The organism is Pseudomonas sp. GV105 (genome assembly GCF_003058185.1).
Classification (GTDB): domain Bacteria; phylum Pseudomonadota; class Gammaproteobacteria; order Pseudomonadales; family Pseudomonadaceae; genus Aquipseudomonas; species Aquipseudomonas veronii.
In genome coordinates this window covers 386,890-398,191 of the sequence record NZ_QBUF01000007.1, presented here as the reverse complement: position 1 = coordinate 398,191, position 11,302 = coordinate 386,890, and the positions used below count along the sequence as shown (strand labels likewise).

The following is an 11,302-nucleotide window of genomic DNA, read 5'->3' as shown; positions in this document are numbered from 1 at the left end:
TGTGAGGGCCTCATCGGGGGCAAGCCCCCTCCCACATTTGAATGTATTCACAGATCAAAGGTGGGAGGGGGCTTTTTGTTTGGGATTTGCGCTGGTTGTGAGGGCCTCATCGGGGGCAAGCCCCCTCCCACATTTGAATGTATTCACAGATCAAAGGTGGGAGGGGGCTTGCCCCCGATGAGGCCCGCCCGGCCACCGCAGCACTCAAGGTAGCCAATCCCACCTACGCTTAAGTTAGGATGCTCGTTCCCTATTCGAGGTGGTCTCCATGTTCTTCGGCGTTCTCCTGATCATCACCTGGCTGGTCCTGCTGCTGCGCTACCCGGCCAAAGCCCTGCCCGTATCGCTGGCCGCCGCTGTGGGCCTGGGGCTGGTGGGCGTGTGGGTGGTGTGGCTGGACAATCGTGAAGCGTCGCAACTGGCGCGCCTGGAGCTGCGCATTGTCTACGCCCCGCAGGACTGCCCGGCCGACCGCCCACTGAAGCTGACCCTGAACAACGGCAACGACGTACCGCTGACCGAACTGCGCTGGCGCGTCGCTGCCTATGCGCCGGGCGATACGGTCAACCTGGCCGACAACGTCTATGCTGCCCCACGCTATCGCGGCCCCGGCGAGTTGCAGGCCGGCGCCACCTGGGACGACTGCCTGCCCACCCCGCCGTTGCGCCCTGGCTACCGCCCGCAAACCCTGGAATTTCGCGCCGAGCATTTGCAAGGCAGCTTCTCGGACTGACAAAGGACCGATCCATGCCCAACGTACTCATCACCGGTTGCTCCAGCGGCATCGGGCGCGCCTTGGCCGAGGCCTTCAAATCCGCCGGCTTCGACGTGTGGGCCAGCGCCCGCCAACCGGAAGACGTCGCCGGCTTGTCCGCCGCCGGCTTCAACGCGGTGCAACTGGACGTCAACGACAGCGCCGCCTTGCAGCACCTGGCCGAGCAGTGGGGCGAGCTGGATGTGCTGGTCAACAACGCCGGCTACGGCGCCATGGGCCCGTTGCTCGACGGCGGCACCGAGGCGCTGCAGTGTCAGTTCGAAACCAACGTGTTCTCCATCGTCGGCGTGACCCAGGCGTTCTTCCCCGCGCTGCGTCGCGGCAAAGGCCTGGTGGTGAATATCGGCAGCGTTTCCGGGGTGCTGGTGACGCCATTCGCTGGCGCCTACTGCGCCTCCAAAGCCGCCGTGCATGCCTTGAGCGATGCCCTGCGCATGGAACTGGCGCCGTTTGGCGTGCGGGTGATGGAAGTGCAACCGGGCGCAATCGATACCCGCTTTGCGAAAAACGCCGGGGCCCAGGCGGAGCTGTTGATCAACGAACAATCGCCGTGGTGGCCGTTGCGCGAAGGCATCCGCGCGCGCTCCCGGGCCTCCCAGGACAACCCGACACCGGCCAGCCGATTTGCCAGCCAGGTCCTGAACGCCGTGCAACAACCGACACCGCCCCGCTTATTGCGCGCGGGCAATGGCAGTCGGGCACTGCCGTTGATGGCGGCGTTACTGCCCAAAGGGTTGTTGGAAAACGTATTGAAGCGACGCTTTGGTTTGAATAGGAGTTTGTAAATGATCGACTACAGCGACTTTTTCGAAGAAGTGATCCAGACCCACGTCGAGATCGAACAGTGGTTCGCCGGCGTGGCGCCTGAAGGCACGCTGCAAAGGCTGCTCGCGCGCTTCTCGCCGGAGTTCAGCATGATTGCGCCCTCCACCGGCACACGCATGAACGCCGCTGGGGTCAATTACCTGTTCACCCGCCTGGGCGGCCAGCGGCCAGGGTTGAAGATCACCTTGAGCGAACTGAGCGGCATTGACCGGCATGCCCGCGGCGCCGTCGTCAGTTACCGCGAACATCAGATCGACGACAGCGGCACCCAGACCGATCGCCGCGCCACGGTGGTCTTCGAGAAACAGGCCAGCGGCGCACTGCTGTGGCGCCATTTGCACGAGACGTACTGCCAGGCCTGAACCGCCAGGCAACACCCCGCCAGTATGCGCGCAAGCCTCCCCCCGCTTGCGCGCACAGCCCATCGCCCTGAGTCCCCCGCTCATTGGCGGCAATACAATTTCGCTACAGAACTGAACGGACACTCTCGCTAGAGTGACGCGCTGACTTCTGACTCAACACGCTCAGACCTCATACCTCGCTTGTCGTTGATCGCTGTTCGCGTCGATTCGACACAGCCGTTCCGGTACCTCTTGGGTGACCCCTATCAAGCCTTTAAACAAATCGCGCGCCTGTCGGACGCTGCTCACACTGTCACTGGGGTTAACTGCGGTGACAGGCTGTTCGGTCGCACCTCTGCCCGCGTTGAAACCGCCCGCGCCAGAGGCATGGCGCAATGCACCGTCCCCACTGGCGCCGGCCAAGCCCGACCTCAATCGGTGGTGGCACGCCTTCAATGATCCTGAACTCGATACCCTGGTGGATCAGGCATTGCACAACAACCTCGACGTCGCCGCCGCAGTCGAGCGCCTGCGGGCTGCGCGAGTGCTGAGCCAACATTCGCAAGCGCCCTATCTGCCCTCGCTCGGGATCAAGACCCACGACGCGATAAGCCCCGACACCAGCAGTTCGTACTTCCTGATCGGCTTCGATGCGCAATGGGAACTGCCACTGTTCGGCGCCAGGCAGAGCGCGGATCGCATCGCCGAGGGCAACCAGGCGCTGGTGGCCGCCGACTTGCGCAGCGTCCAGGTGTCGCTGGTCGCCGAAGTCACCCGGCATTGGGTTGAGCTGCGTTCGGCGCAACACGCCGAACGCGCGCTGAGGGCCATTCGTGACGCTCAGCAGGAAAAACTGGCGCTGCTGCGTGTGCGCGAGCAACTTGCCCTGGCGCCGCACGCTGACGTGGCGGGCGCCGAGGCGGAACTGGCGCGAGCCGAGATGCAGCTGAGCGGGCCGCAACAACGGATCCACCGCCATGCACAGCAGTTGGCGCTGTTGTCGGGTCGGCCGGAGCCCGACCCGCGCTGGCTGCAGCCCGGACCGCAGCCCACGCTCGGCCAGTGGCAACTCAACAACGTGCCGGCGGACCTGCTGCGCACACGCCCGGAAATTGCCAGCGCCGAGGCCGAGGTTCTTGTGGCCGCCGGGGAGTTGGGGATGAGCCGCGCCGATATCTACCCGCATCTCAGCCTGGGCGCTTCGTTGCAGTGGTCGCTGAACATTGCCAGCAACCGCAAGCGCACGCCCAGCGGCAACAGTATTTTCTCGGCCGGGCCGGGGATCAGCATCCCGTTGTTCGACTGGGGCCAACGTATCGCCACCGCACGCGCGAAAGACCACCTGTTGCAGGCAGCGGTTCTGACTTATCGCCAGGCCGTGTTGCAAGGCGTTGCCGAAGCCGAAATCGCCCTGGGCGACCTCGAACAAACGCGCCTGCGCGAGCACGCCTCGCGCCAGGCCCATAAGGCGACGCAGACGCGCCTGGAGGCCTTGCAACAACGCGAGCGCCTGGGGCTCATGAGCCCACTGGAGCTGACGAGCGCCCACGTGCAGGCACTGCAAGCCATGCGACAGGCCGACAGCGCCAGCACCGAACGGGACATCGCCTACATCGCGCTTTATAAAGCCCTGGGCGGCGCACCGTTACCGAACCCGACAGTGAAGGATGCTGACTGATGGTGGCGCTTGCCCGTCTGACACTGATCCACGAATGGCGGCGCTTCCTGCCCGCGATGATTGCCGTAGGCTTCGCGGGGCTGCTGCAGTTGCTCCAGGCCGCGCTGGTGCTGGGTATTTTCGGCAGTGCCAGCGTCTATATCACCGGCTCTACGGCGGACCTCTGGGTCGGTTACCCCGGCACGCAAAGCGTCAACCTCGGGAGACCGATCGATGCCGGCGTGGAAATGCGCCTGCGCATGGACGCCGATGTCCTGCGTGTCGAGTCGTTTCGCTGGGTCGACGCCGATTGGCGCGGTGCGCGAGATACCGGTGGCGTGTCGGTGTTTGTCAGCGGCATCGACGTCGGGCCAGACGGCCTGATGTTTGCGCGCGCCCTGCCGACGGCACTGCGCGCCCGCCTGGCCGAGCCCGGTGCGGTGATCGTCGACCGCGCCGATCTGAGCACCCTTGGCGTGAACCTGGGGGACGCCGCGACCATCAACGGGCAACGTGTGCGCGTGGTGGGCGTCACCAGCGGCCTGCGCGCGCTGGGCGGGGTCAATGTGCTGGCGTCGCTGGCCACCGCCCGGCAGCTCGACACCACCACCGCAGCGGACCGCATCACCTACCTGGTGGCCAAAGTGCGCGATCCCGCTCAGGCCGGTGCGGTTGCCGCGCGCCTGAGCGACGGCCCTGCGTTCGGCAACTATTCGGTATGGACCGCACAACAGTTCGCCCAGCGCTCGCAGATGTATTGGATGTTCGACACCGGCGCCGGTGCCGGCGTGCTGTTTCTGGCCGCGATTGTGTTCCTGGTGGGCGCGGTCATCACCAGCCAGACGCTGGTCGCCGCCGTCGTCGGTTCCATCCGCGAATACGCCACCTTGAACGCCCTTGGCGTCGGCTTGAATGCCCTGCGCAAAGTGGTCATGGAGCAGGCTTTCTGGGTCGGGGCACTGGGGCTGCTGGGCAGTTCGGTGCTCGCCGGCCTGTTCTTCGCCCTGGCGGCGCACTACAACGTGCCGGTGCAGCTCTCGCCCGTCGCGGCCCTCGCCTGCCTGTGCCTGAGCATGCTCCTGGCACTCGTGTCGGGCCTGGCGGCCATCCGCACCTTACGCCACGCCGACCCGGCCAGCCTTCTGAGATAGCACTGCCATGAGTCTCCTGACATCCGCCACACCCTTCACGCTGCAAGCCAGCAGTATCAGTAAATCGTTCACCTCGGGGCGGGTCGTAACCCCAGTGCTGCATGACATTACCCTGGCGATACGGCCCGGCGAACTGACCCTGATCTCAGGCCCGTCCGGCTGTGGCAAAAGCACGCTACTGGCGATCCTCAGCGGCCTGCAGCAGCCCGACCGCGGCAGCGCATCGGCCCTGGGGCACAACCTTTCAAGCCTCGACACGCGGGCCCTGGAGAATTTTCGCCTGCGCCACACCGGCTTCGTATTCCAGGGGTTCAACCTGTTTCCGGCGTTGACTGCGCAGCAACAGGTCGAGCTGCCCTTGAGCTACCTGGGGCTGCCGAGCACGGAAGTCCGAGCACGCGCCATCGAGGCGCTGGAGGACGTCGGGCTGGGCTCGCGCATGCAACTGCGCCCGGCCGAATTGTCCGGCGGCGAAAAGCAGCGCGTAGCGATTGCACGCGCCGTGGCAAAGGCCCCCGAGTTGTTGTTCGCCGACGAACCGACCAGCGCCCTCGATGCGGCCAACGGCCAGATCGTGATCGATATTTTGCACCGCATCGCCCGCACGCGTGGCACCACGGTGCTGTGCGTCAGCCACGATCCGCGCCTGATCAGTAATTGCGACCGCGTGCTGACCATAGAAGACGGCCGCATTTTGAACGATCAATCCCTTCCCTTCCAACCGGCCGCTATGGTCGGAACCCAGGAACACTCTGTATGAACGCGCGCCCGCTTCGCTCTTGGCTGCTTCTGAGTACCGCACTTGTATTGCTGAGCGCCTGCTCCCGTGAAGATGCGCCTTCCACGCCGACGTCATCGGCGCCTACCTACCTGGCCGTCGCACGCGGCCGTATCGATGTGGAAGGCGGTTTGCTCAAGCTCGGCGCGAGTCGCGACGGCGTGGTCGCCGAGATCAAGGTGACGGAAGGCGAGCAGGTCAAGAAAGGCCAACTGCTCGCCACCCTGGACAGTGAACTGGCGCAACTGGCAGTCGCCGCCGCACTGACCGAGCAACGCCAAGTGCAGATCCAAGCCAAACAGTTGGCAAGGCAGCTCAAGTTCGCCGAGCAGCAGGCCAGCCGCCTGACCGCCGCCGCCAAGGCAGGCGCCGGCGACAGCCAGAGTGCCGATGGGGCCCACGAGGCCGCCGAGCGCTTGCGCGACGAGATTGAAAAAACTCAGACAGACGCCGAAGTCGCCGCGAGAAAGCTGACGGCGGCACGCTACGAACTGGCGCAACGCAGCCTGCGTGCGCCGGTCGACGCCGAGGTGGTTCGGCGCCTGATTCAACCCGGTGCCGCAGTGTCTGCACAGTCCGGGCCGGCTTTCGTTTTGTTGCCGAACCAGGCGCGTATCGTAAGGGCTGAGCTCAACGAGTCATTCACCGGCGCGGTGCGCCCCGGGATGAAGGCCGAAGTCACCGATGACAGCGCCGATGGTTCAGTGGCGCTGACCGCCCATGTGGTGCGGATCAGCGCGGTACTGGGCAACAGCACCCTGGAAGACGACGCCTTGGTCAGGGCCAATACGCGTACCGTTGAATGCATATTGGCGTTCGATCAGCCGGCGCCGCCGTCTCTGCGCGTGGGGCAGCGCCTGCTGGTGCGGTTTGGGCCGTAGGTAATCCTCACGACCCGCCCAGCCCGACAGAGGTTCAGTGCTGGATAGAGTCGACAATCACCGTGCAGGTAATCCCCGCCGCCAACAACACGCCTTCGGGCACTTCATCGATATGAATCCGCACCGGCACGCGCTGGGCCAAGCGCACCCAGTTGAAGGTCGGGTTCACGTCGGCGATCAGTTCGCGGCTCTCGGGGTTATCGCGGTCGTAGATGCCGCGGGAGATGCTTTCCACATGGCCCTTGAGGGTTTCGCCGCTCATCAACTGCATATCGGCCTTATCGCCGACCTTGACGTGGGGCAGTTTGGTTTCTTCGAAGAAGCCATAGACCCAGAACGAGTTCATATCGACCACGGCCATCTTGGCTTCGCCGATGCGCGCGTAGTCACCGCGATGCACGTTGAGGTTGGTGACGTAGCCGTCGACGGCCGCCACCACTTGCGTGCGTTTCAAGTTCAGTTCGGCGGCTTCCAGTTGTGCCTGGGCGTGCTGGTAGTCGGCGAGGGCCGAGTCGGCGACGTTGCTGGCGTCGTCGCGGTTTTCCCTGGAGATCACCAGCGCGTCGAGGTCGGCGCGGCGGTGGGCGTTGTCTTTGCGCATTTCCCAGGTGGCTTTGCGCGATGCGACAAGGGCTTGTGCCTGTTTGACGGCGAGGCGGTAGTGCTCGGGGTCGATCTGCATCAGCAGGTCGCCCTTTTTCACCAACTGGTTGTCACGCACCGGCACGTCGACCACTTCGCCGGTGACGTCGGCGGCGACGTTGATGATGTCGGCACGCACGCGGCCATCGCGGGTCCAGGGGGTTTCCATGTAATGCACCCACAGCGTGCGGCCAATCCAGATCGCCAGAGCCAGAACCAGCAAGGTCGCGAGCAGGCTGAAAAACTTTTTCATCGGGGCATTCTCAACGGTAGACGGTCAGCGCCAGGGCGCCGAACAGGCAAACGAACAGGCTCAGGCGCAGCAACGCCGGGTGCCAGAAAAAACGGTACAGATCGAACCCCGCCAGGAAGCGGTCCAGCGCCCAGGCCAACCCCGCCGCGATCAAAAACATCAGGGTCACGGTCGGCATGTAAATGCCGTGGAACGCGATTTCACGAGGCATGCCCAGCTCCTTTCAACATAAGCGCGCCTTGGGGCTTGTAGGCCGCCAGCGGCGATTGCGGGTCCAGCAGCGAAGTGCGGATGAAGTGCAGGTAGCTTTTCACCCGACGCAGGGCCGAGGTATCGAAGTGCGGCGCGAAGGGTTCGTCGGTCGCCTGCACGCGGCTGATCGCATGGTCGACGGCAATCAGCCCGCGCTCCAGGTTGCTGGCGCTGGGTTGCAGGAACAGGCGCACCAGTGAGCGGCCCATCACGCGGATCGCCTGGCGCCATGGCTGGGATTCGGCGTAGGCCGGGTGGATCGGCAAGATCGCCTGTTCCTTGCGCAACTCGATGATCGCATGGCCGACTTCAAGCACCACGAACATCCAGCGCAACAAGTTGCGTTGCACTTGCGGCTGGCCGACAGCGAGGCCGTAGGCCTGGTGCAGCAGGTCGCGGGTGCGGCTTTCGAAACTCGACGCCAGGCCCTTGAGCTTGCCGCTGATCGCGTACACCACTTGCTCGCGCAGGTCCTGTTCCAGGCGGCGCCACAGCCAGCGGCTGTTGGGCGGCAGGATGATCGCCCCCGCCGCCGCGCACACCAGCATGCCGATGATCATCGCGATGTAGTCGTTGATAAAGTTGTAGGGGTTGTAGACCGTGAGGTTGTCCGGCACCGAACCGGTGCTGAAAAAGATCAGCAGGCCCACGCCGACCCCGGCGTATTGCGGGCGTGAAGCGAGGAAGGCGCCGAGGATGATCACCGGCGCGAGCATCACGCACAGCAGCGGGAAGCCGTCGATCCAGGGAAACACGAAAAACATTTCGACGAAGCCCACCAGCGCCCCGATCAGGGTGCCGCACGCCATCTGGAACGCCATGCGTTTGGGGTTCGGCGTGGCGGCGGACAGGCCGACGGTGGCGGCGGCGATCATGGTCATGGTCGCGCCGCTCGGCCAGGCGGTCGCCACCCAGTAGCTGCCGAGCACGATCAGGATGAACGACGCCCGCACCCCCGAGGCCACGCAGGCCAGCCAGTTGGTTTTGGGGATGAAGGTTTCGTCCCACTGTTCCCGCGCATGGCTGTGATCGGCCAGGGAGGCGTGGGTCTGTGCGTAGTTGTGCAGGTCGTCGACGAAGCGGTAGAGCAGCTCGTAGGCGGTATGAAAGTCCAACTGCTCGTCTTCGCTCGGGTTGCCTTGCTGGAAGATCGCTCGCAGGCTGCGGACCTTGGCGGGCAAGCCGTCCTTGTAGACGCTCAACTGGTTGACCAGCCGCGCCGCGTCGGGGCTGGTGAGGGCGCGGTCGGAGAACCCGTCGAGCACCTCGGCCAAGTCCTGCAAGCCCGGTTTGATTTCGGCGACAACGTGGTCCGCGGCATCGGCACGCAGGCGTTCGAGCAACTGGTGCAAGGCGTTGAAGCGCGTGGTGATACTCATGAATTCGCTGTTGAGGCGACTGAGCCGGCCATTGCGCCGACGCATGTGCGGGTCTTCGAACACGGTGAGGCTGCGCAGGCCTTCCAGGCCCACGGCTTCGGCGATAAAGCGCACGTTGGTGCTTTCGAAGGTTTCGCGCTGGCTGCGCCCACGCAGGCCGTCGGTGACGAACAGCGCGAATACGCCAAACCGCTGGTACAGCGCGTTGCGCATGGCCGCACTGGAGGTCTGCGGCAGGATCGCCGCGCTGACCAGCGTGGAGACCAGAATCCCCAGGGAAATTTCCAGCACCCGCCACACGGCCGCCATGAACGCTCCGTCCGGGTGGGCCAGGGACGGCAGGCCGACCATCGCAGCGGTGTAACCGGCGAGCACGAAGCCATAGGCGCGAAAGTTGCGGTTGCGCGTGGCGCCGGCGGTGCAGATCCCCACCCAGATCGCCAGCGAGCCGAGGAACAGCTCGGTGTTCTGCGCAAACAAGGCGATCAGGAACACCATCACCGCCGACCCGGCCAAGGTGCCGAGGAAGCGATAGAAGCTCTTGGCGAACACCTGGCCGCTCTGGGGTTGCATCACGATAAACACGGTGATCATCGCGGTGCGCGGTTGCGGCAGTTCCAGGCGCATGGCCAGCCACAGCGTGGCGAACGCAGCGATCAGCACCTTGAAGATGTACACCCAGGTCACGCCGTCACTGCGTGCCCAGTCGAAAAAGCCACGGCGCCACTCAAGGGAATACAGCCAGCGCAGCGGTGCAGGCAAGGGAGTCATCAAATCCTACTCAGTGATCGAACACGGCGAGCGCCGCCGGGGTCTTGCTCGGGACAGTCTTGGTGTCTTGCGGAACATCGTTGCCGGCGCCCAGCCCGCCGCCCAGGGCGGTCACCAGGTCGGCGTGGGCCGTCAGACGCGCGGCCTGCACCTGCTGCTCGACTTGCTGCTGGCGGAACAACAGGGTCTGGGCGTTCAGCACATTGAGGTAATCGGTAAGGCCGCGCTGGTAGGCGATCATCGCGATGTCGTAGGTTTTCTGCGCCGAGGCCACCGACTCTGCGGCGAAGCCCTTTTGCTTGTCCATGGATTCGCGGCGGATCAACTGGTCGCTGATGCCCTTGAGCGCGTTGACCAGGGTCTGGTTGTAATGCGCCACGGCGATGTCATAGCCGGCGCTGGCTTCACCCAGCTGCGAACGCAGGCGGCCGCCGTCGAAGATCGGCAGGGTGATGGCCGGGCCGACGTTGTAGTTGAATTTCTTGCCGGTCAGAAAGCCCAGCATGCCACCGCCGGTGGCCATGTAGCCGAGGCTGCCGACCAGATCGACGTTGGGATAGAAGCCGGCGTGCGCGACATCGATGCCACGCGCCTGCGCTGCCACCTGCCAACGGCTGGCGACCACGTCCGGGCGCTGGCCGAGCAATTGCGCGGGCAGGCTGGACGGCAATTTCAGCGGCGCGCCGAGGGACAAGGTCGGACGTTGCAGTCGCGCGCCCTCGCCCGGGCCTTTACCCGCCAACGCCGCCAACTGGTTGCGGCTCAGGGCGATCTCCTCGTCCAGGGCATCGAGTTGACGATGGGTCTCGGGCAACGGGGTTTCGGCCTGGCTCACATCGAAATGCGTGCCAATGCCCGCGTTCAGGCGTTTATTCGCCAGGTCGAGAATCTGCTGTTGCTGGGCCAGCGTGGCCGCGACGATGTCGCGGTTGGCGTAATGCAACGACAGCTGGATATAGGCGCGCACTACGTTGTTCTGCAGTTCGAGCTGGGCCTGGCGTGCTTCGGCCACGCTCATGTGCGCCAGGTCGACGGCACGCTCGGTGGCGTTGCTTTCGCGGCCCCACAGGTCGAGGGCGTAGCTGAAGCCCAGGGACGTATTGTTGTCCCAGGTGTTGGAACCGCTCAATGCACCCGGGCCGTAGAACTGGTCGTTCGGCCAGTTGTGGCGCTTGAGGGTGGTGTCGCTGTTGATCTGCAACGACTCGGCCGACTCGACAATCCCGGCCATGGCCCGCGCTTCACGCACACGCGCGGCAGCCATGGCCAGGCTCGGGCTGTCGTGGGTCGCGAGTTCGACCCAGCGGTTGAGCTGGGGATCGCCGTAGGCCTGCCACCATTGCGCGGTGGGCCAGCGGGCGTCCCGGGCGGCGCTCTGGATCGCCTCGTCGGTGGCCAGGGTATTGGCGTTGAGGGCCTGGTCTTGGGGGGCGATTCCTCCGGTTCCGATGCAGCCGCTGATTGCTAACGATAAGGCCCAAACACTGAGAGTCTTCAGCTCTCTGCTGATGCGACGCGGCACTGCTGCGAATTCCTGAGGTGGGTGGTGCGGGGTAGGTGGTGCAATTCTAGGACGCAAGGGGAATGACGATAAGCT

Annotated in this window: 11 protein-coding genes; 7 read left to right on the top strand and 4 right to left on the bottom strand. The window is 64.8% G+C overall.

Annotated elements, in window-relative coordinates:
* Positions 1-268 precede the first annotated feature (268 nt).
* From C8K66_RS16585 to C8K66_RS16555, 7 genes are all read left to right on the top strand, one after another.
* Complete coding sequence (locus C8K66_RS16585) at positions 269-733, top strand: hypothetical protein (RefSeq protein ID WP_017845897.1); 465 nt, start codon at positions 269-271, stop codon at positions 731-733.
* Positions 734-747: 14 nt separating this feature from the next.
* Positions 748-1,560 carry an SDR family oxidoreductase gene (locus tag C8K66_RS16580; RefSeq protein WP_046384633.1) on the top strand — a complete coding sequence of 271 codons (813 nt, stop codon included), beginning with the start codon at positions 748-750 and terminating at the stop codon, positions 1,558-1,560.
* Entirely contained in the window at positions 1,561-1,962 is a 402-nt protein-coding gene (locus C8K66_RS16575; protein ID WP_017845899.1) for a hypothetical protein, read from the top strand.
* A 310-nt stretch (positions 1,963-2,272) separates the two neighbouring features.
* A complete protein-coding gene (locus C8K66_RS16570; protein WP_256590944.1) occupies positions 2,273-3,619 on the top strand; it encodes an efflux transporter outer membrane subunit in 1,347 nt (448 codons plus the stop codon).
* Positions 3,619-4,749 carry an ABC transporter permease gene (locus C8K66_RS16565; protein ID WP_108525410.1) on the top strand — a complete coding sequence of 377 codons (1,131 nt, stop codon included), beginning with the start codon at positions 3,619-3,621 and terminating at the stop codon, positions 4,747-4,749. Before C8K66_RS16570 ends, C8K66_RS16565 begins: the two co-directional genes overlap by 1 nt.
* Positions 4,750-4,756: 7 nt before the next feature.
* Positions 4,757-5,509 (top strand): ABC transporter ATP-binding protein, encoded by a 753-nt coding sequence (locus C8K66_RS16560; protein ID WP_079442887.1) that lies wholly within the window; start codon positions 4,757-4,759, stop codon positions 5,507-5,509.
* A complete protein-coding gene (locus tag C8K66_RS16555) occupies positions 5,506-6,408 on the top strand; it encodes an HlyD family secretion protein (protein WP_046384637.1) in 903 nt (300 codons plus the stop codon). The genes C8K66_RS16560 and C8K66_RS16555 overlap by 4 nt, the downstream gene beginning before the upstream one ends.
* A gap of 34 nt (positions 6,409-6,442) precedes the next feature.
* On the opposite strand, the gene C8K66_RS16550 is transcribed toward C8K66_RS16555, so the two are convergent.
* From C8K66_RS16550 to C8K66_RS16535, 4 genes are read right to left on the bottom strand one after another with little or no spacing between them, the layout of a single operon-like run.
* Positions 6,443-7,303, bottom strand: coding sequence for an HlyD family secretion protein (locus C8K66_RS16550; protein WP_046384638.1), 861 nt, complete (start codon positions 7,301-7,303; stop codon positions 6,443-6,445).
* Between the two features lie 10 nt (positions 7,304-7,313).
* On the bottom strand, positions 7,314-7,514 hold the full coding sequence (locus tag C8K66_RS16545) for a DUF1656 domain-containing protein (RefSeq protein WP_046384639.1): 201 nt from the start codon (positions 7,512-7,514) through the stop codon (positions 7,314-7,316).
* A complete protein-coding gene (locus tag C8K66_RS16540; protein ID WP_108525408.1) occupies positions 7,504-9,705 on the bottom strand; it encodes an FUSC family protein in 2,202 nt (733 codons plus the stop codon). The genes C8K66_RS16545 and C8K66_RS16540 overlap by 11 nt, the downstream gene beginning before the upstream one ends.
* A 10-nt stretch (positions 9,706-9,715) precedes the next feature.
* The gene (locus C8K66_RS16535; RefSeq protein WP_108525406.1) at positions 9,716-11,227 is read right to left on the bottom strand and encodes an efflux transporter outer membrane subunit; all 1,512 of its coding nucleotides are present in this window, start codon (positions 11,225-11,227) and stop codon (positions 9,716-9,718) included.
* Positions 11,228-11,302 lie beyond the last annotated feature (75 nt).

Coding starts and splice junctions, on each gene's coding strand:
- C8K66_RS16585 (WP_017845897.1), top strand. CDS start 269: ATGTTCTTCGGCGTTCTCCTGATCATCACCTGGCTGGTCCTGCTGCTG.
- C8K66_RS16580 (WP_046384633.1), top strand. CDS start 748: ATGCCCAACGTACTCATCACCGGTTGCTCCAGCGGCATCGGGCGCGCC.
- C8K66_RS16575 (WP_017845899.1), top strand. CDS start 1,561: ATGATCGACTACAGCGACTTTTTCGAAGAAGTGATCCAGACCCACGTC.
- C8K66_RS16565 (WP_108525410.1), top strand. CDS start 3,619: ATGGTGGCGCTTGCCCGTCTGACACTGATCCACGAATGGCGGCGCTTC.
- C8K66_RS16560 (WP_079442887.1), top strand. CDS start 4,757: ATGAGTCTCCTGACATCCGCCACACCCTTCACGCTGCAAGCCAGCAGT.
- C8K66_RS16555 (WP_046384637.1), top strand. CDS start 5,506: ATGAACGCGCGCCCGCTTCGCTCTTGGCTGCTTCTGAGTACCGCACTT.
- C8K66_RS16550 (WP_046384638.1), bottom strand. CDS start 7,303: ATGAAAAAGTTTTTCAGCCTGCTCGCGACCTTGCTGGTTCTGGCTCTG.
- C8K66_RS16545 (WP_046384639.1), bottom strand. CDS start 7,514: ATGCCTCGTGAAATCGCGTTCCACGGCATTTACATGCCGACCGTGACC.
- C8K66_RS16540 (WP_108525408.1), bottom strand. CDS start 9,705: ATGACTCCCTTGCCTGCACCGCTGCGCTGGCTGTATTCCCTTGAGTGG.